Origin of the sequence: Stenotrophomonas indicatrix (assembly GCA_041545745.1) — a bacterium.
Taxonomy (GTDB): Bacteria; Pseudomonadota; Gammaproteobacteria; order Xanthomonadales; family Xanthomonadaceae; genus Stenotrophomonas; species Stenotrophomonas indicatrix_A.
The window spans coordinates 3987107-4006804 of sequence record CP168152.1 but is presented as its reverse complement, the minus strand read 5'-3'; the positions used below and the strand labels follow the sequence as shown (position 1 = coordinate 4006804).

Genomic DNA, 19698 nt, shown 5'->3' with positions numbered 1-19698 from the left:
GGTGCTTACTGCGACTTGAGCTGGATGGCCGGGGTGACCTGCATCGCGCGCCAGGCGGGCAGGAAACCGGCAGCGACGCTGGCGAGCAGGGTCAGGCCGAGGGAGAGCAGCAGCATGTTGCCGTCCAGGTGGGCCAGCTTGGCGTAGTCCACCGGCTGCTGGCGCACTGCATACAGGCCCAGCAGTGCCAGGCCGATGCCGAGCACGCCACCGACCACGCCCACCGCGCCCGCCTCAACCAGGCATTGCAGGAAGATCTGCCCGCGGCTGGCGCCCAGTGCGCGACGCACGCCGATCTCACCGCTGCGGCGCAGGAACTTGGCCAGCAGCAGGCCGACGGTGTTGACCAGGCAGACACCGAGGAAACCCAGCGCCAGCCACATCTGCAGGCGCACGTCGCTGGGCACCGCGTTGTTGAAGGTCAGCCACTCCATCACGCTGCGCAGGCGCACGTTGGCGGGGCGTTCGAAACGGCCGGCAGCACGCTGCTGGTCCGAATAGTTGACCAGGTAGCGGCGATAGTCTTCGGCCTTGGACGGGTCAAGCTCCACCCAGTACTGGATCCAGGTGCACGGTGCATTGATGGAATTGCTGTCGTCGCCGGGAGCACCGTCGCGGAAGCAGTTCATGTTGCCGTTGCTGCCGAACTTCAGGTCCATCGCGGTGGACAGCGGCATCATCAGATCCTCTTCGCGGCCGTAGTTGCCCACGGTCAGGTCGAAGAAGTGAGGTTCCGGATTCCAGGTGTCCATCACGCCGATCACCCGCAGCGAATGGCCATCGACACGGACCTGGCGGCCGACACTGTCGGCACCCTGGAACAGCTTGTCGTTGATGACCTTGGACAGCACCACCACGCGGGCGCGGCCGTCATCGTCGCTGGCCGTCCAGGCGCGGCCATACAGCATCGGCACGTTGAACATCGGGAAGAAATCGGCTGAGGTCCAGCGCGTATCGATGTTGAACGGCTTCAACGTGCTGCCTTCCGGTTCGACGGTCACAGCGCCGGCACTCATCATCGCCTGGCGCTCGCCACGCTTCTCGCGCAGCAGCGTCTCGGCATCGAAACGGGTCATCTGGGTTTCCGGCTCTTCGCCGGTCAGGTAACCCGAGCGCGGGCGCGGATCGACCTGCACGTAGAACAGGCGGTCGCTCCTGTCCGGGATCGGGTCGCCGGACAGCACATGGAACACGGTCAGGGTGGTCATCGAAGCACCGATGCCCAGCGCGATGGCTACCACCATCAGCGCGGTCAGTACCTTGTTGCGGCGGAAGCTGCGCACCGCCAGTCGGGCGTAGTAGGCGAACATGGGCGTGCCCTCACTCGTTGACGGCGACGATGCGACGTGGGGTGGCCAGCACCGGCTCGCGTACCAGGTCGGTGACCTGGCCGTCGACGATATGCACGTTGCGCTGCGCGCGCGCGGCCAGTTCCGGGTCGTGGGTGACCATCACGATGGTGGTGCCGGCGGCGTTGATCTCCTCCAGCAGTTCCATCACCCCGCGCGCCATCTGCGTGTCCAGGTTGCCGGTCGGTTCGTCGGCCAGCAGCAGACGGGGGCTGCCGGCCAGGGCACGGGCAATCGCCGCGCGCTGCTGCTGGCCGCCGGAGAGTTCGTTCGGGTAGTGCTTCATGCGCGAGCCCAGGCCGACCTGGCTCAGCGCCTTCTCGATGCGCTCGCGGCGCTCGCCGGCGCTCATCTTGCGATAGCGCAGCGGCACGTCCACGTTGTCGAACAGGTTGAGGTCCGGAATCAGGTTGAAGCCCTGGAAGATGAAGCCGATCTTCTGGTTGCGCAGGCGGCTGCGGGCATCATCGCCAAGCTTGCTGACGTCCTGGCCATCCAGCATGTAGGTGCCGCTGGTGAAGGTCTCCAGCAGGCCGGCGATGTTGAGGAAGGTGGTCTTGCCGGAGCCGGACGGACCGGTGACGGCGACGAACTCGCCTTCCTTGACCTGCAGTTCAAGAGAACGCAGCGCGTGGGTTTCCACCTGTTCGGTACGGAAGACCTTGGCGACCGAACGCATTTCGAGCATGTACATGGGGTGTCCTCTCTCCAGGATGTATGAGTTGTCAGTTGACGGAGACGCGTTCGGCGTCCTTGAACAGGTCGCTGCCCGAGACCACGATGCGGTCCCCCGGCTGCACACCCGACTTGATTTCCACTTCGCCCAGGCTGCTGACGCCCAGTTCGATCGGACGGCGCACCGCGGTGCGGCCATCCATCACGTACGCCACGCCGTTGCCCTGTTCCACGAACGGGCCACGCTCGACCTTCATGACGTTCCTGCGGGTATCCAACAGCACCCGCACCGACATCCGCTGGCTCTGGCGCAGGCCTTCCGGCTGGGCGGCGGCAAAGCGGACCCGGGCATTGACCTCGCCATTGACCACTTCCGGCGACACCGCACTGATCTCGCCCGGGAACGGCTGGCCGTTGCCGCCGGTCAGCTGCGCCGGCATGCCGATCGCCAGATCGCGCGCGAAGCTTTCCGGTACCTTGATCTCGACTTCGAACTTGGACAGGTCGACCACACCGAGCACCGGCGCGTTGGCAGCAAGGTTGGTGGCCTGGGTGGCCTGCACCTGACCGACCTGGCCATCGAACGGTGCGCGCAGGGTCAGCGCGTCGACCTGGCGCTGCACTTCGGCCACCACGGCCTTCTGGCGGTCGGCCAGCAAGCGCTTGTTGCGGGCGTCCAGGTCCGCGCCTTGGCTCTGCAGGCGCGCATCGGTGGTGGCATTGGCCAGGCTGATGTCGGCCTTCTTCAGGGTGTCCTGGGCCTTGGCCAGATCGATCTGCGGCACCGCACCGCCATCGAAGCCGCGCTGGTAGCGCTGCAGGTCGCGGTCGGCGGCCTGCCGCTCGATGCTGGCCTGATCGGTTTCCTTGCGCGACTTGGCACGGGCCAGGGTGGCATCCAGGTTGGCGCGGCTGGCCTCGGCTTCCAGGCCGGCCAGGGTGGCCTCCTCCTGGGCGAGTTTGCTGCGCAGCTCGGGGCTGTCGATGATCGCCAGCTCCTGGCCCTTCTTGACCACGTCACCGGCGACCACCTTCAGGTCGACGGTGCCGGCGGAGATCGCATACAGCACCGGGTTGTTGGCGGCGATCACACGGCCGTCGGCGGCGATGTCGCGCACCAGGTCGCCACGCTGCACCTCGGCCACGCGCACCCGGCTGCTGTCGAACGAGCGGCTGGCGTTGGACCAGGCATGCACGGCCCAGCCGATGCCGGCGAGCAGGGCGATGCCAGCCAGCGCCGGCCAGCGGTAACGGTGCCATGCGGCCTTGGGAGCACTGGCCGAAGCGGAGGAAACGATCTGGTCCTGGGCGGAGGTGTCGCGGATCATCGGGTTCGTGCCTGTCGGTGGTGCCAGAGTGGTGCCCTACATAAAGCACACAGCGTGCCAATTTTATTTCCTTTTCCATCAATGATTTGCAGATCTACCGTTGCTGTCCGGGTGTCCGCGGACACCTTTCCGGACACTTTCATTAAGCGGACAGGAGGGGGCTGGCGGACACGCAGGCTAGAATGCGGCGACCGTCTTCAAGGAAATGCGTGACATGTGTGGAATCGTGGGTGCGATCGCCGGGCGCGACGTGGTGCCGCTGCTGATCGAAGGACTGAAGCGACTGGAATACCGCGGTTACGATTCCTCCGGCATTGCGGTGATCGATCAAGCCGAACGGCCCGACGTGCGCCGCGTGCGCCGTACCGGTCGTGTCTCGGAGATGGCAACTGCTGCCGAGGCTGAAGGCTTCAACGCCAGCCTGGGTATCGGCCACACCCGTTGGGCCACCCATGGCGGTGTCACCGAGGCGAACGCGCATCCGCACATCAGCCATGGCGTGGCGCTGGTGCACAACGGCATCATCGAGAACCATGAAGAGCAGCGTGAGAAGCTGCGCACGCTGGGCTATACCTTCGAGTCGCAGACCGACACCGAAGTGATCGCCCACCTGATCCACCACCACCTGAAGAACGGCGATGACCTGCTGGTCGCGCTGCAGCACACGGTCAAGGAACTGACCGGTGCCTATGCACTGGCTGTTGTCAGCCGTGCCGAGCCGGAACGTTTCGTCTGCGCCCGCATGGGCTGCCCGCTGCTGGTCGGTCTGGGCGAGGGCGAGAACTTCGTGGCATCCGACGTGTCGGCCGTGCTGTCGGCCACGCGCAAGGTGATCTTCCTGGAAGAGGGCGACACCGCCGAGATCCGCCGTGATGGTGTGAGCATCTTCGACGGTAACGATCAGTCGATCGAGCGCGATGTGCATCTCTCCGATGTCTCGCTGGCCTCGCTGGAGCTGGGCCCGTACCGGCACTTCATGCAGAAGGAAATCCACGAGCAGCCGCGTGCACTGGGCGACACCATCGAAGCGGCGATCGACGCCGGTGGCTTCCCGGCCGAACTGTTCGGCAGGAATGCCGAAGCGGTGTTGTCGGGCATCGAGGGCGTGCAGATTCTGGCCTGTGGTACCAGTTACTACTCGGGCCTGACCGCGCGCTACTGGATCGAGGCCATCGCCGGCCTGCCGTGCAGCGTGGAGATCGCCAGCGAGTACCGCTATCGCGCCGCGTATGCCAATCCCAAGCACCTGATCGTGACCATCTCCCAGTCCGGCGAAACGCTGGATACGATGGAAGCGCTGAAGTACGCCAAGTCGCTGGGCCACAAGCACACGCTGTCGATCTGCAACGTGCCGGAAAGCGCGATTCCGCGCGCCAGCGAACTGGTCTGCTACACCCGCGCTGGCGCCGAGATCGGCGTGGCGTCGACCAAGGCCTTCACCACCCAGCTGGCCGCGCTGTTCCAGCTGACCGTGGTGCTGGGCAAGCTGCATGGCCGCGTTGATGCCGCACAGGAAGCGGACTACCTGGAGCAGCTGCGTTTCCTGCCGGGCAGTGTGCAGCATGCGTTGAACATGGAGCCGCAGATCGCTGCATGGGCCGAACGCTTCGCGCGCAAGAGCAGCGCGCTGTTCCTGGGCCGTGGCCTGCACTATCCGATCGCCCTGGAAGGCGCGCTCAAGCTGAAGGAAATCTCGTACATCCACGCCGAGGCCTACCCGGCTGGTGAGCTCAAGCACGGGCCGCTGGCGCTGGTGGACGAGGACATGCCGGTGGTGGTGATCGCGCCCAACGACAGCCTGCTGGAGAAGGTCAAATCCAACATGCAGGAAGTGCGTGCGCGTGGCGGTGAGCTGTTCGTGTTCGCCGACCAGGACAGCAACTTCAACGCGTCCGAGGGCGTGCACGTGATCCGCACCCCGCGCCATGCCGGCGTGCTCAGCCCGGTGGTGCACACCATCCCGGTGCAGCTGCTGGCGTACCACACCGCGCTGGCACGCGGCACCGACGTGGACAAGCCACGCAACCTGGCCAAGAGCGTTACGGTGGAGTAAGGCCGGACGTGGCTGGCGGGTGATGTGCTGCCCTCGATGTGTTCGCGCTATAGAGTGGGCAAGCCTCAGACCGCCTGAACGACGGTGTATTCCACGACGTGCTGATCAAGAACGAGGGCGAGGGCGCGGTTGCTCTCGCCCTCTGCATCCTCCACACCGGCCAGACTGGACGCCACCGGCAAGAGCAGACGCTTCGGCGGCGGGTACTGCAGGGAATACGTCGAACCAGTCTGCGCGGTTCATGCTTTGGAAACCAGGTACTCGGTGGGTGACACCCCGAGCGAGCGGCGGAACATCGCCGAGAAGGCGCTGGGGCTCAGATAGCCATGCTCCAGCGATACTTCCAGGATGGATGCCCCCGAGGCCAGCCGGGGCAGGCTGAGCAGCAGGCACATCCGCCGCCGCCAGTCGCCGAAACTCATCCCGACCTCGCGGTGGAACAGCCGTGCCACTGTCCGTCCGCTGACGTGCATCCGTGCGGCCAGATCGTCCAGCGTTACAGGCTCGGCAGGCTCGGCGATCATCCATTCGCACAGACGCAGCAGATGTGCGTTGCGCGGTAATGGAACGTGCAGCCCAAGCCGCGGCGCCACTTCGATCTCGTCCAGGATCAGTTCCATGATGCGGTGGTCCCGCCCGCCATCGCGATAGTCCAGCGGTATGCTGGTGGCAGCAATGATGGCCTCGCGCAGCAGCGCGGAGACCTCGATGACCTCGCAACCGGTGGGAAGATCCGGCCGTATCCCGGGTGCAACGTAGATGGTCCGCATCGCGACCTCGCCGGCAATGCGGATCCGATGCTCCACGTCCTCTGGCATCCACACGGCCCTGCCGGATGGCACGACCCAGCTTCCCTCGGCGCTGATGACCGTCAAGACCCCGGTCAGCGCGTGGATCAACTGCGCGCGGGCATGGCGGTGCGCGGCAATGTGTTCGCCGTGAGGATGTCGGGTGGCCAATGCCGCAACGGGGCGCTCGGTTGCGTGGCACGCCCTGACAGTGCGTTTTCTGTCCATATCTAGACGATGGTAGTCCAGTAGGCGGGAGAAGGACAGTGTGGCGGGTGATGTGATGTGTGTCCTGGGCACACGCCACCCCAAGTACCCCGTCAATGATTGTCTTCCGTCCTTTGCTGTTGTCTTTTCTGGTCTCTTCCGCGCTGTGTGGGTGCGCGGTCGGTCCCAGCAGTTCGCCACGTTCCACCCTCGCCCCGCCGCCGATGACTGTCGTCGACAACGACGCGATCACGGGCGCGCCCGCCGTGCCCCGATGGTGGCGCCTGTATGGCGATGCCACGCTGGATGCGCTGGTCATCCAGGCCCTGGAAAACAATCGCGATCTGCGGGTTGCGTCGGCCAACCTGCAGTCCGCCTACGCGGTGCTCCGCGAACGCGAGGGTGATCGGCTGCCGACCACTACGGTGTCCAGCGATGTCGGCTATGGCAGCACGATGAGCGACCAGATCGCGGCCGCACTGGAGCAGACCGCAGTCCGCACCGGGCAACGCCATGGCGTGGGATTCGCAACCGGTTGGAGCCTGGATCTGTTTGGCCGGATTGCTCGATCCATCCAGGCGGCGCGGGCAGATGCCGAGGCGATCCAGGCCACCGAAGACAGCGTGCGGGTCGTCGTTGCCGCCGAAACCACGCGCGCCTACGTGGAAAGTTGTGGCTACGCCTCGCGTGCCGACATTGCCCACCGCTCGCTGGCCCTGGTCAGTCGCAGCCTGGCACTGAAGACGGCCCAGCGTGATGCAGGGAATGCGACATCACTGGATGTCGCGCGTGCCGCTGCGCTGGTCGAGCAGACCCGCGCTGCCATTCCCGCGCTGGAGGCAGGTCGGCAGAATGCCCTGTATGCACTGGCCGTGCTTACCGGGAGGACGCCGGACGACCTGCCCGCAGACGCAACCAGCTGCGCCGCAGTTCCGCAGCTTGATACCCCGCTTCCGATCGGTGATGTCACCACGCTGCTGCAGCGGCGGCCGGACATCCGGGAGGCACAGCGCCGGCTGGAAGCCAGCACCGCGCGCATCGGCGTGGCTACCGCGAGCCTGTATCCCACGGTTTCCATTCTGGGTACCGTGGCCAGTTCGGCGCCGACGCCCGGCGGGTTGAGCGATCACGGGTCGATCGCCTGGAGCCTGGGCCCGGCCTTGTCCTGGCGCTTCCCGAACAGCAGCGCGGCGCGCGCGCAGATCGCCGATGCCGAAGCGCAGGAACACGCCGCGCTTGCGCGTTTCGATGCGGTGATCCTGGCCACATTGAAAGACGTGAAACAGGCGCTGGCGACCTACCAGGCAGCACTGCGTCAGCACGCTGCGCTGAAGACAGCTGCCGTGCAGAGCGGTGAGGCGCTTCGACTGGCGCAGGTGGGCCGACACGCCGGCGCGGCGAGCGAGCTGGACGTGCTCGAGGCGGAGCGCCGCGATGTCGAGGCACAGGCCATGGCCGCGTCCGCCGAGGCGGAGATCGCCGCCGACCAGATTGCGTTGTTCCGGTCGCTTGGCGGCGGCTGGGAGCAGGCGCCTGCCGTACATCTCCCCACCATCACCCGCAGCGATGACGCCGCGCGCTGATCCACCCTTTTCCCCCGCACTCCCCGATAGACGACATGACAGACACAGACATTCCACGCGGCGCACCCGTTCGTTCGCCCCGCTCCCTCCTGCGGATGAAGCGCAGGCCCATGGTCATCGGCGCAATCGTGCTGCTCGTCCTGGCCGGCAGCGGTGCCGGGCTGCGCTGGTGGACAGTAGGCCGCTTCCAGGTCAGCACCGACAACGCCTACGTCAGGGCCGACATCGTAACGGTCAATCCACGAATCGCTGGCTACATCGCCACGGTCCGGGTGCGCGACAACCAGCACGTGGCCGTGGGTGAGATTCTGGCCACGCTGGATGATCGGGACTATCGCTCGCGCTTGGTCCAGGCCGAAGGCGCGGTCGCAGTGGCGACGGCGCAGGTAAGGGCGCAGCGGGCTGCCATCGCCAACCTCGACGCGCAGAGCACGCGGCAGCAGAGCGTGATTGCCGCTGCTGCCGCAGATCTGCGGGCGCACCAGGCAGATCTCCGTCAGGCCGCCCAGGCCTACCGCCGGGAACGGCTGCTTGCCGACCAGCAGGCATCGGATGCGAAGCACCTAGAGGCCGCAGATGCCAGCGCACAGCGCACTGCAGCGAACGCGGATGCTGCGCGCGCTGCGGTGGCTGCGAGCACGGCTTACACCAGGGTACTGGTGACCGAGCGTGAGCGCGCGAGCGCCGCGCTTGACCAGGCGCAGGGAGCATTGGTGCAGGCCCAGGCAGGTCTGGCCCTTGCCACCCTTGACCTGGAGCACACGGTGATCCGTGCACCGCAGGCCGGAACGGTCGGTCAACGCAGCTTGCGGATGGGAGATTACGTGGGTGCCGGCGCACCGCTGATGGCGATCGTGCCGGACCAGATCTACATCGTCGCGAACTACAAAGAGGTGCAGCTGGAACGCGTGGCGCCGGGCCAGCCTGTGGAGATCGAGGTCGATGCACTCGGCGGACGCGCCTTGAAGGGACACGTGGAAAGCTTTGCCCCTGCCTCCGGCGCACAGTTCGCGCTGTTGCCGCCCGACAACGCGACCGGGAACTTCACCAAGATCGTCCAGCGCATGTCGGTGCGTATCACCGTGGATGCCGGCCAGGCGAAGCTGTCGTTCCTGCGGCCGGGGATGTCGGTGGTAGCGGCCATCGACACACGCGCGGATCGCGCGCCATGAGCGCCACCATGGCAACCCCTGCCGAGGATGCAGTATCACTGCGTGCGTGGGTCGCGGTGATCGGTGGCGTGGTTGGCTGCTTCATGGCGGGCATGAACGTGCACGTCACCAATGCGTCGCTGCCGGATGTGCGCGGATCATTGGGTGCCACCTTCGAGGAAGGATCGTGGATCACCACGGCCTATCTTGTTGCGGAGATCATCGTCATTCCGTTGGCAGCGTGGCTGGCATCGGTTTTCACCGTGCGCCGCGTGCTGATGGTGGGGGCCGCAGGTTTCGTGCTCTTCTCGATGGCCTGCTCGATCGCACCCAACATCAACGCGATGATCCTGGCGCGCACGCTGCAGGGCGCGTTCGGCGGTGTGCTGATCCCACTTTCGTTCCAGCTCATCGTGACCGAGCTGCCATCATCAAAACATCCGTTTGGCATGGCGTTGTTCGCCATTGCCAACAACGTGGCGCAGGCGGCGGGGCCATCGCTCGGCGGTTGGTTGACCGATGTCTATTCCTGGCGGGCGATCTTCTATCTGCAGGTGCCGCCCGGCCTGCTGCTGCTGGCCGCCATCGGCTGGTCGATCCGGCCGCAGCCGATGGCGCTGCACAAGTTCCGGAGCGGCGACTGGGGCGGCATCATTGCCATGGCCCTGGGCTTGTCCGCGCTGCAGATCATGCTGGAGGAGGGCGGTCGCAAGGACTGGTTCTCTTCGACGTTCATCATCGAGGCAGCGCTCATTGCCGCAGTGGGCCTGGTGGCATTCGTCGCCATCGAGCTGCGCCGCAGCGAGCCGTTCCTCAACCTGCGGCTGCTTTCCCGCTACAACTTCGGGTTGGCCAGCCTGATGCAGTTCACCTTCGGCGCGGTGGTGTTCGGGGTGGTGTTCCTCATCCCCAATTACTTTGCCGATGTGCATGGTTACAACGCTCGCCAGATCGGGTTGACCATGATTCCGTACGGCATCGTGCAGTTCATCATGTCCTTCGCCACGCCGCCGCTGATGAAGCGCACCAGCGTGCGGACCGTCATCGTGCTGGGCTTCGTCATCATGGCGGTGGGCTGCCTGATGAACATCCACCTGGATGCCAACGCGGCAAGCAACGTCATCGTGCCGTCGTTGATCGTGCGTGGCATCGGCCAATCGCTGATCGTGGTCGCACTCAGTGTGATGGCCGTGGAAGGGCTGGAACGCACTGAGCTCGGCTCGGCGGCAGGCGTGTTCTCGATGGTGCGCAATGTGGGTGGCGCGATCGGTATCGCTGTAGCCAGCCAGTTCATCGTGACGCGGGAGCGACTGCATGCGTTGCACATCGGGGAATCGGTCACGTCCTTCGCGCCAGCGACCCAGGCGCGCGTGGTCGAGCTGGTCAGGATGCTGGCCAAAGCGCCCATGGACAGCGCCACTGCTCTGTTCGGCAATGGACATGCACTGGAACGGCAGCAGGCGTTCGCGATCCTGGACAGGATCGTTCATCGCGAAGCACTGCTGCTGGCCTACAGCGATGCCTTCCTTGTGGCAGGCATTGCCATGCTTGCCTGTGCGGCTGGCAGTCTGATGCTTCGTGGCAAGAAGCATGTCCGCCCAGGGTGAAGACCGGTGTTGGCAATCGGCAAACTTTAGGGCTCCCTGCAGGCAGCATTCAGCGGCGGTTTCACCCACGGTGCCATTCTCTGGATCGTTGGCCGGTTCCCACGACAATCTGTCCCATCGATGCCGCTAGTGACCGATGGACGCAGTCGTAGAATCAAGTTGACCGAGATCCGGGTTGAGCCGTTGAACCCGCCTCGTTCGCGTTGCAGCACCTAGCCCGCCTGCTGGCGAAATGCCAGATCCGGCAAAGTGCGCCAGACGTGCGCTGAAGGGTCTGTTCCCGGGGAGGGGGCGAATCGGCAGAGCACACTTTTTTGACTTGAGTGACCTGCACCAGGAAACAAGAATGAACGTCCGCGAGCTCCTGCAATCCAAGAAAGAAGCTGTCATCACCATCGACACGGAAGACACGATTGGTGCCGCCGCGCACAAGATGAGCGCGAATAAAATCGCCGCACTGGTAGTGATGAAGGATGATGCCCCGGTCGGCATCATTTCCGAGAAGGACATCGTCCGCAGCCTGGCCGATGATGGTCCGCAGGCTGGCCGACGGGTGATTTCCAGCCTGCCGTCCACCGGCCTGGAAGGCATTGCGCCGGACGCCACGTTGAAGCAGGCCATGTCCCTGATGACCTACTCGCGTCGTCGCCACCTGATGGTCACCGATGGCAACCAGCTGGTCGGCATCCTCAGCCTGGGTGACATCGTGAAGAACCTGCTGGGCGAGCTGGAACTGGAAAAGGCCGTGCTGCAGGACATCTACATGGCGGCCCACTGAGGCCTGCGCAGTGCGATGAGACGAAGCCGGGCAATGCCCGGCTTCTTCGTTGGTAGCGCCGGGCCATGCCCGGCGAGCGCGTAGCGCAGGAATCAGAAACTGACCTTCACCGAATCGGCGCTGTAGTTCGCCGGGCCGTGGTAGACGACCTCGATGTTGTTGCCATCCGGATCGAGCACGAAGGCGCCGTAGTAGCCGGGATGGTAAGGGCGCTCGCCGGGCGCGCCGTTGTCCTTGCCGCCAGCAGCCAGCGCAGCGCTGTGGAAGGCATCGACGGTGGCGGTATCGCGGGCCTGGAAGGCCAGGTGGTGGCGGCCGGTCAACTGGCCGGCGGCGGCCTCGCTGCTGGCGCTGGAAATGAACAGCTCGTCGGCCCAGAAGTAGTCATCGCCTTCACCGGCGATGGGAATGCCGATCGTGTCGAACACCGCTTGGTAGAAGCGGCGGCTGGCGGCCAGATCGCGCACGACCAGCTGGATGTGGTCGATCAGTCGCCCGCGGTGCAGTTCCATCGTTTCCATGCCAACCTCACAAAAAAGGGGACGGAGGGGATTAAGTCGCTTTCGGCCCAATAGTGCCAGAAACGACTTAATCCCCTCCGTCCCCTTTTTGGTCAGTTGGAGATGATCTCGACCCAGTAGCCGTCCGGGTCCTTGATGAAGGCGAGGTTCTTCATGCGGCCGTCGGTCAGGCGCTTCTGGAAGGTCACGCCCAGGTCTTCGAAGCGCTGGCAGGCCGCTTCGATGTCCGGCACCGACACGCAGATGTGGCCGAAGCCGCGCGGGTCGCTGTTGCCGTCGTGGTAGACGGAGCCTTCCTGGTTCTCGGTACCGTGGTTGTGGGTCAGTTCCAGCACGCCCGGCAGGCTGGCCATCCACAGGCGCCGGGTGTCGTCGTCTTCCGGCACCGCAGTGCCGGCCGGAACGTAGGCCAGGAAGTACAGGCTGAACTGGGCCTCGGCGAAGTCGCGCTTGTCGATCAGCTGGTAGCCCAGCACGCGGGTGTAGAAGTCCAGCGAGGCGGTGGCGTCCTTGACCCGCAGCATGGTGTGGTTGAAGACGAAGCCGGTGGTCTCGGCCGGGGCCTGGGCGGCGACGCCGGGGACATCGCGCAGGGCGGGAATGGTCATGGGGGAGGTCCTTCAGAGGGGGCCGTTGCCGGCCGGATGGGTGTCATTCTACGGGCCGGCAGCTGACGGCACCGCGACGTACAATGGACAGATCGCACCGTTCCGTCCTGATGACCATTGCCCGCCATGTCGCAGCGTGAATGGGTGGCCGCCGCCATCCGCAAGATCGAAGCCGATTTCAACCGTTCCGCCGATACCCACCTGATCCCGCTGGCCTTGCCCGGGTTCGAGGGCATCGAGGTGTATCTGAAGGATGAGTCGAGCCATCCCACCGGCAGCCTCAAGCACCGGCTGGCGCGTTCGCTGTTCCTGTATGCGCTGGCCAACGGCTGGCTGCGTGAAGGGCGGCCGGTGATCGAGGCCTCCAGCGGCTCCACCGCCGTTTCCGAGGCCTACTTCGCGCGCCTGCTCGGCCTGCCGTTCATCGCAGTGATGCCGGCCACGACGTCGCCGGAGAAGATCGCCGCGATCGAGTTTCACGGTGGCCGCTGCCATCTGGTCGAGCGCGCCTGCGACCTCAACTGCGATTCGGAAAAGCTGGCCCGCGAAACCGGCGGCCACTTCATGGACCAGTTCACCTATGCCGAGCGCGCCACGGACTGGCGTGCCAACAACAATATCGCCGAATCCATCTTCAAGCAGATGGCCGAGGAGCCCAGCCCGATTCCGGACTGGATCGTGTGCAGCCCCGGCACCGGCGGTACTGCCGCAACGCTCGGGCGCTACGTCAGCTATCGCCGGCACGACACCCGCATCCTGTGTGCGGATCCGGAAATCTCGGTGTTCTTCGATGGCTACCAGGCTGCCCTGGCCGGTGGCAATGAGTGGCGCGGCATGACCTGCAACGGCGGCTCGCGGGTGGAAGGCATCGGCCGGCCGCGGGTGGAGTCCAGCTTCATCCCGACCAGTGTCGATGCCATGGTGAAGGTGCCCGACGACTTGAGCCTGGCCGCGATGCGGCACGTCAGCCGCCAGCTGGGGCGCCGCGTCGGTGGCTCCACCGGCACCAATTTCATCGGCGTGCTGCAGGCGGCGCAGTGGATGCGCGAGGCTGGCCGCCAGGGCAGCATCGTCAGCATCCTGTGCGACAGCGGCGATCGCTACGCGCACAGCTATTACGACCCGGCCTGGTATGTGCGGCAGGGAATCGATGTGGACACCGCCGACGCGCAGGTAGCGGCGGCAGCGGCCGGGCAGGGCCTGCCTGGATTGCCGTGGTGTAGTCTGGAAGCGCTGTAAGCCGGACTTCTGCAGGGTCGAGCCATGCTCGACCCGTGTTTCGCGTGGCGCTGCGCAGGCTCAGTAGCCTGCGGCCATGAACGCATCCAGCACCGCATCGCGCAGGGCGTCGGGCAGGGCCTCGATCTCCACGGCGCGGTCGTCCAGGTGCAGGCGCGGGTCCAGGCTGCTGGCCCGGCCCTGGGCCAGGGCCTGCAGCCACAGCAGCACGCAGATGACGAATTCGCGCTCGTGGCCCAGCCGCACCTGGCTGGCACCGCGCTCGATCACTTCGAACGGATACCATTCCTGCTCGTCGCTGAACCTGCCGCCCTGGTGTTGCAGCGCCTGCAGCTGCTGCAGGTGGCGCGGCGCATCGTCGCCCGCATCGCACAGCGCGGCGATCCAGGCCAGTTCGGTCGGGCTGGCCGACAGCGCCAGCGATGGTGAACGTACTGCGGATGGAGCTGGAGCCAGACCTTCCATGTGGGGCCTCCTCGACACGTTCCGCTGCGGTCTCCCCCGCGCCGCAAGCTTCAGCCGACGGCCGTAAGGCCGACGTGAACAATGGCCCGCCCCCCTTGTCTGCCAGCCCGGCAAGCGCCATATCGATCTGGCTGCCCGCACTGCCGGGCCCGTTATCTGGAGACCTGCCGTGACCGTTGCCAACCCCCTGCTCGATTTTTCCGGCCTGCCGCGCTTCGAGGCGATCCGCCCTGAGCATGTGGCGCCGGCGCTGGACGTGCTGCTGGCGCAGGCCGAGGCGGCGGTCAGCGCTGCCGAGCAGGTGCAGCCGGTCAGCTGGCAGACCTTCGTTACCCCGCTGGACGATGCCACCGAACGGCTGTGGCGTGCCTGGGGCCTTGTCGGCCATCTGCAGGGCGTGGTCAACACGCCCGAGCTGCGTGAGGCGTACAACAGCAACCTGCCGAGGGTGACCCGCTTCGCCAGTGCGCTGGGGCAGAACCTGGCGTTGTACCGCCAGTACCAGGCCCTGGCGGCCAGCACCGAAGCGGCCGGTTTCGACGAGGCGCGCCGCAAGGTGCTGGAAAACACCCTGCGTGATTTCCGCCTCGGCGGTGCCGAACTGGATGCGGAGGCGCAGCAGCGTTTTTCCGCCATCAAGGAAGAACTGTCGGCGCTGTCGGCCAAGTTCTCGCAGAACGTGCTCGACGCCACCGATGCGTGGTCGCTGATCGTCGAAGACCCGGCGCGCCTGGCCGGCGTGCCGGACGACGTGAAGGCTGCTGCACGCGCCGCTGCGGAGAAAGACGGCAAAGCGGGCTGGAAGCTGACCTTGCAGATGCCGTGCTACCTGCCGGTGCAGACCTGGGGCGAGGACCGCGACCTGCGCGAGATCCTGTACCGCGCCAGCGCGCAACGCGCTTCCGAGTTCGGCGACGATGCGCTGGACAACGGCGGCAACATCGATCGCATCCTTGCACTGCGTGCCGAGCTGGCCGCGCTGCTGGGCTTTGATTCCTACGCCGACTATTCGGTGGCCACCAAGATGGCCAGCGACCCCGCCGAAGTGCTGGGCTTCCTGCGTGACCTGGCTGCGCGCGCCAAGCCGTTCGCCGCCAAGGACCGCGCCGAGCTGGAGCAGTTCGCCCGCGAGCATCTCGGTATCGACAGCCTGCAGGCCTGGGATCTGGCGTTCGCCGCCGACCGCCTGAAGCAGGCGCGTTACAGCTACTCCGAGCAGGAAGTGAAGCAGTACTTCACTGAGCCGAAAGTGCTGGGTGGCCTGTTCTCGGTGATCGAACAGCTGTATGGCCTGCGCGTGCAGGAAGACAGTGCGCCGGTCTGGCATGAGGACGTGCGCTTCTTCCGCCTGGTGGATGCGCAGGGCACCCTGGTCGGCCAGTTCTACCTGGACCTGTATGCCCGCGAGGGCAAGCGTGGCGGCGCGTGGATGGATGACTGCCGCAACCGCCGCGAGCGCGCCGATGGCAGCGTGCAGACGCCGCTGGTGTACCTGGTATGCAACTTCGGCCGTGGTGCCGATGGCAAGCCGGCAACCTTCAGCCACAATGAAGTGACCACGCTGTTCCATGAAATGGGCCACGGCCTGCATCAGCTGCTGACCCGTATCGGCGAACTGGGCGTGGCCGGCATCAACGGCGTGGAGTGGGATGCGGTGGAGCTGCCCAGCCAGTTCATGGAGAACTTCTGCTGGGAATGGGACCACCTGCAGGGCATGACCGCGCATGTGGAAACCGGCGAGCCGCTGCCGCGTGCGCTGTACGAGCGCATGCTGGCCGCACGCAATTTCCACAGCGGCATGGCGACCGTGCGCCAGCTCGAATTCGGCCTGTTCGACATGCTGCTGCACAGTCAGTTCGAAGCTGCACAGGACAGCGTGCTGGCACTGCTTGAACGCGTGCGTGGGGAAGTGGCGGTGAACCATCCGCCGAGCTGGAATCGCTTCCCGCACCAGTTCAGCCACATCTTCGCCGGTGGTTATGCCGCCGGTTACTACAGCTACAAATGGGCTGAAGTGCTGAGTGCCGATGCGTATGCCGCGTTCGAGGAAGCGCCGCAGGCGCTGGCAGCAACCGGCGCGCGTTTCCGCGACGAGGTGCTGTCACGCGGCGGTAGTCGTCCGGCCGCCGAAAACTTCAAGGCCTTCCGCGGCCGCGCGCCGCAGATCGACGCGCTGCTTCGCCATTCGGGCATGGCGTAAGCAGGTTGCCGCCATCCACGCATGGCGTGGATCTACCGGAAATCGATGCGTGATGCCCTGGTAGGTGCCAACCTTGGTTGGCATCTACCGGGTGTCGTGGCCCGGGATCATTCGGCGTAGATCATCTTCCGGGTCATGCCGCCGTCGACGATGAAATCCTGGCCGGTGCTGAAGCCGGACAATGAGGACAACAGGTACACCGCCAGTGCGCCGATGTCCCCTGGTTCGCCGACGCGGCCAACCGGATGCTGGGCATGGTCGGTGGCCGAATACTGCGGCACGTGCCGCCGCGACGGCGCCTGCCAGGCATCGGTGCTGATCCAGCCGGGGCTGATGCTGTTCACCCGCACCGCCGGTCCGGCACTGATCGCAAGCGCATGGGTGAAGGCCACCAGGCCACCCTTGGCCGCTGCGTAGGCTTCGCTGTGCGGCTCGGACTGCCAGGCGCGTGTCGATGCGATGTTGATGATTGCGCCTGCATCGGCCGACAGCGCCGGCAATGCATGCTTGCTGCACAGGAACGCACCATGCAGCGACGACAGCCGGCGCTGCCATTCTTCCCAGTCCATGTCCTGCAGCAGGGTGCCGTGCGGCCCGGCGATGCCGGCATTGTTGACCAGGCCGTCGACGCGGCCGAAGCGTTGCAGGGCCACCGCGATGAAGTCGCGTACGCTGGTTTCGTCGGTGATGTCCAGCCGCTGGAACGCGGCATCATCGCCGCGCTGCCATTCGGCAAGGGAGGCCTGGCCTGCCTCCACATCCAGATCGCCGATCAGCACCCGGCCGCCGGCCCCGAGCACCGCCTGGGCGATGCCGCGGCCGATGCCGTTGGCACCACCGGTGACCAGCACGACTCTGTTGTGCAGCGGCGCAACTGGCCAGGCAGCAATCGGCGGCACTGCGCTCATGACAGGTCGTCACCGCGCAGGCGACGGTGCCAGCCCTCGACACCAATCCGGTCCAGGGTCTGGATGTTGCGCTCGACGATCACGTCCGGATCCGGGTAGACATCCACCGCGCGTTCCACGCTGTCTTCGCGCAGCAGGTGCAGGGTGGGGTAGGGCGCGCGGTTGGTGTAGTTGCTGGCGTCATCAGCGGCGACACCATCGAACTGATACTCCGGGTGGAAGCTGGCCACCTGCAGGATGCCCTGCAGGTCCAGCGCCTCGATCGCCGCATCGGCGTTGTCGAGGAAGTCGTTGTAGTCGAGGAAGTCGGTCAGCACCTGAGGGTGCACGATCAGCGTGGTATCGATCTGCTCGGCCGGCGTGTCGCGCAGCAGCACCAGTTCTTCGGCCAGTTCTTCCACCAGGGCTTCGGGTGTGGTCGCGTCGCTCAGCACGATGCGGACCTGGTCCTTTACATACACCGCCTTGGCGAACGGGCACAGGTTCAGGCCGATGACGATGCGCTCCAGCCATAGGCGGGTGGCGGCGATCGGGTCATCGGTGGGCAGGGGGGTGTCGGTCATGGCGGGCGCATCGGCTGGCGTGGGTGGCCATTGTAGGCGTGCCGGTGCGGGAGCGCCGTTCACTGTGCAGGAACTGGACAACGGCGATGCTGGAAATTCCCATCGATTCAATCCCTTGCCGATATCACGCCAATGGCCGATTGCCGGCGCTGCGGGCCAGGCGTGCAATGGCGGCACGACACAGGAGGACTTCACATGACTGCATCTTCCCCATGGCTGCCGGACACACTCTGGTCAGGCGCCTTCTTCGATGGTCAATGGAGCGCTGCCGCACAGCGCCAGCCAGTGATCGAGCCCGCCACCGGGCAGTCGCTTGGTGAGATCGGCCTGGCCGACGTGGCGCAGGTATCGCGTTCTGCAGCCGCTGCGGCGCAGGCACAACAGGCATGGGCGGCGGCGCCGTACGAACAGCGCGCCGAGGTGCTGCGCAAGGCTGCACGCCTGGCCGAAGAAAACATCGATACGCTGGTCGACTGGCTGGTCCGCGAAAGTGGCTCCACCCGCCTGAAGGCTGGTTTCGAGGCCAAGGTGACCATCAAGGCGCTGCATGAGGCCGCCGCGCTGCCTTCGCGCAGCGTGGGTGAGATCCTGCCGTCCGAGCCTGGGCGCCTGAATCTGGCGCGGCGCCGTCCGCTGGGTGTGGTGGGGGTGATCTCTCCGTTCAATTTTCCGCTGTACCTGGCGATGCGCGCGGTGGCGCCGGCGATCGCGCTCGGCAATGCCGTGGTGCTCAAGCCGGACCCGCGCACGGCGGTGTGTGGTGGTGCGGTGATCGCACGCCTGTTCGAGCAGGCTGGTCTTCCGCAGGGTGTGCTGCACATGTTGCCCGGCGACGGCGCCGCCGGTGCCGCGCTGACCAGCGACCCGCATGTGGCGATGATCCAGTTCACCGGCTCGACGGCGGCCGGACGCAAGGTTGGCGAAGCCGCCGGCAAGCACCTGAAAAAGGTGTCGCTGGAGCTGGGCGGCAAGAACGCGCTGATCATCCTCGACGATGCGGATCTGGACCTGGCCGTGGCCAACACCGCATGGGGCGTGTATCTGCACCAGGGCCAGATCTGCATGGCCACCGGCCGTGTGCTGGTACAGCGCAGCATCCATCAGGCGTTCCTGCAGAAGCTGGTGGCCAAGGCGAAGTCGCTGAAGGTGGGCGACCCGGCACGCGAGGACGTGGCGCTGGGCCCACTGATCAATGCCGTGCAACGCGACCATGCGGCGCGCGTGGTCGACGACGCGGTGAAGGCAGGTGCGTCCCTCGAAACCGGCGGCACCTACCAGGACCTGTTCTTCGCACCGACCGTGCTCGGCAACGTCAGCGCGGACAATCCGGCGTTCAACGAAGAGATCTTCGCGCCGGTAGCGGTGGTGGTGCCGTTCGATGACGACGACGAAGCCGTGCGCCTGGCCAATGACAGCGAGTACGGCCTGTCGATGGCGATCGTCTCCAGCAACGTCGGCCGCGCGCTGAAGCTGGGCGAGCGCCTGCGTACCGGCCTGCTGCACATCAACGACCAGACCGTGAACGATGAGGTCATCAATCCCTTCGGCGGGGTAGGGGCGTCCGGCAACGGCACCAGCATCGGCGGCCCGGCCAACGTGGAGGAATTCACCCAGTGGCAATGGATGACGGTCAAGGGCGAAGCCCCGGCCTATCCGATCTGATCGAGGAGAACGC

17 protein-coding genes are annotated in these 19698 nt (G+C 65.8%); 8 read left to right on the top strand and 9 right to left on the bottom strand.

The genetic code is table 11. From position 1 onward, the window contains the following. Positions 1-5: 5 nt before the first annotated feature. Genes ACEF39_RS18200 through ACEF39_RS18190 form a run of 3 tightly spaced genes read right to left on the bottom strand, consistent with a single transcriptional unit; the run spans position 6 to position 3352 of the window. Entirely contained in the window at positions 6-1310 is a 1305-nt protein-coding gene (locus tag ACEF39_RS18200; RefSeq protein ID WP_500286085.1) for an ABC transporter permease, read from the bottom strand. Positions 1311-1320: 10 nt separating this feature from the next. Beyond that, positions 1321-2043, bottom strand: a complete 723-nt coding sequence (locus tag ACEF39_RS18195; protein ID WP_032976565.1) for an ABC transporter ATP-binding protein — start codon at positions 2041-2043, stop codon at positions 1321-1323. 31 nt (positions 2044-2074) lie between these two features. Next, positions 2075-3352: an efflux RND transporter periplasmic adaptor subunit gene (locus ACEF39_RS18190; RefSeq protein WP_500286084.1), complete on the bottom strand. Its 1278-nt coding sequence runs from the start codon at positions 3350-3352 to the stop codon at positions 2075-2077. A gap of 214 nt (positions 3353-3566) precedes the next feature. On the opposite strand from ACEF39_RS18190, the gene glmS reads away from it, so the two are divergent. Then, the gene (gene glmS, locus ACEF39_RS18185) at positions 3567-5405 is read left to right on the top strand and encodes a glutamine--fructose-6-phosphate transaminase (isomerizing) (RefSeq protein ID WP_500286083.1); all 1839 of its coding nucleotides are present in this window, start codon (positions 3567-3569) and stop codon (positions 5403-5405) included. Between the two features lie 239 nt (positions 5406-5644). Here the strand turns inward: glmS and ACEF39_RS18180 are convergent, their stop codons facing one another. Beyond that, positions 5645-6364, bottom strand: a complete 720-nt coding sequence (locus ACEF39_RS18180) for an AraC family ligand binding domain-containing protein (protein ID WP_500286082.1) — start codon at positions 6362-6364, stop codon at positions 5645-5647. Positions 6365-6516: 152 nt separating this feature from the next. Between ACEF39_RS18180 and ACEF39_RS18175 the strand changes: the two genes are divergently transcribed. The 4 genes from ACEF39_RS18175 (at position 6517) to ACEF39_RS18160 (ending at position 11519) form a co-directional block, all read left to right on the top strand. Next, positions 6517-7983 (top strand): efflux transporter outer membrane subunit, encoded by a 1467-nt coding sequence (locus ACEF39_RS18175; RefSeq protein WP_500286081.1) that lies wholly within the window; start codon positions 6517-6519, stop codon positions 7981-7983. A 110-nt stretch (positions 7984-8093) separates the two neighbouring features. Then, positions 8094-9155 carry an HlyD family secretion protein gene (locus ACEF39_RS18170; RefSeq protein WP_500286080.1) on the top strand — a complete coding sequence of 354 codons (1062 nt, stop codon included), beginning with the start codon at positions 8094-8096 and terminating at the stop codon, positions 9153-9155. 8 nt (positions 9156-9163) lie between these two features. Then, the gene (locus tag ACEF39_RS18165; RefSeq protein ID WP_500286079.1) at positions 9164-10741 is read left to right on the top strand and encodes a DHA2 family efflux MFS transporter permease subunit; all 1578 of its coding nucleotides are present in this window, start codon (positions 9164-9166) and stop codon (positions 10739-10741) included. Between the two features lie 346 nt (positions 10742-11087). After that, on the top strand, positions 11088-11519 hold the full coding sequence (locus ACEF39_RS18160) for a CBS domain-containing protein (protein ID WP_049467102.1): 432 nt from the start codon (positions 11088-11090) through the stop codon (positions 11517-11519). A gap of 92 nt (positions 11520-11611) precedes the next feature. Here ACEF39_RS18160 and ACEF39_RS18155 read toward each other — a convergent pair whose 3' ends face one another. Further along, positions 11612-12040: a VOC family protein gene (locus ACEF39_RS18155; protein WP_500286078.1), complete on the bottom strand. Its 429-nt coding sequence runs from the start codon at positions 12038-12040 to the stop codon at positions 11612-11614. A 92-nt stretch (positions 12041-12132) separates the two neighbouring features. After that, entirely contained in the window at positions 12133-12648 is a 516-nt protein-coding gene (gloA, locus tag ACEF39_RS18150; protein ID WP_500286077.1) for a lactoylglutathione lyase, read from the bottom strand. A gap of 126 nt (positions 12649-12774) precedes the next feature. Here gloA and ACEF39_RS18145 point away from each other — a divergent pair, with 126 nt between their 5' ends. Beyond that, positions 12775-13887 carry a PLP-dependent cysteine synthase family protein gene (locus ACEF39_RS18145; protein WP_500286076.1) on the top strand — a complete coding sequence of 371 codons (1113 nt, stop codon included), beginning with the start codon at positions 12775-12777 and terminating at the stop codon, positions 13885-13887. Positions 13888-13947: 60 nt separating this feature from the next. Here the strand turns inward: ACEF39_RS18145 and ACEF39_RS18140 are convergent, their stop codons facing one another. Further along, the gene (locus ACEF39_RS18140) at positions 13948-14352 is read right to left on the bottom strand and encodes a hypothetical protein (RefSeq protein WP_180165554.1); all 405 of its coding nucleotides are present in this window, start codon (positions 14350-14352) and stop codon (positions 13948-13950) included. 169 nt (positions 14353-14521) lie between these two features. Between ACEF39_RS18140 and ACEF39_RS18135 the strand changes: the two genes are divergently transcribed. Further along, positions 14522-16552, top strand: a complete 2031-nt coding sequence (locus ACEF39_RS18135; RefSeq protein ID WP_500286075.1) for a M3 family metallopeptidase — start codon at positions 14522-14524, stop codon at positions 16550-16552. A gap of 107 nt (positions 16553-16659) precedes the next feature. Here ACEF39_RS18135 and ACEF39_RS18130 read toward each other — a convergent pair whose 3' ends face one another. Together ACEF39_RS18130 and ACEF39_RS18125 are read right to left on the bottom strand one after the other, a co-directional pair. Further along, positions 16660-17460 carry an SDR family oxidoreductase gene (locus tag ACEF39_RS18130; protein ID WP_500286074.1) on the bottom strand — a complete coding sequence of 267 codons (801 nt, stop codon included), beginning with the start codon at positions 17458-17460 and terminating at the stop codon, positions 16660-16662. Continuing rightward, positions 17457-18023: a DUF1415 domain-containing protein gene (locus ACEF39_RS18125; RefSeq protein ID WP_500286073.1), complete on the bottom strand. Its 567-nt coding sequence runs from the start codon at positions 18021-18023 to the stop codon at positions 17457-17459. The genes ACEF39_RS18130 and ACEF39_RS18125 overlap by 4 nt, the downstream gene beginning before the upstream one ends. Positions 18024-18218: 195 nt before the next feature. Here ACEF39_RS18125 and ACEF39_RS18120 point away from each other — a divergent pair, with 195 nt between their 5' ends. Continuing rightward, positions 18219-19685, top strand: coding sequence for a benzaldehyde dehydrogenase (locus ACEF39_RS18120; protein WP_500286072.1), 1467 nt, complete (start codon positions 18219-18221; stop codon positions 19683-19685). Positions 19686-19698 lie beyond the last annotated feature (13 nt).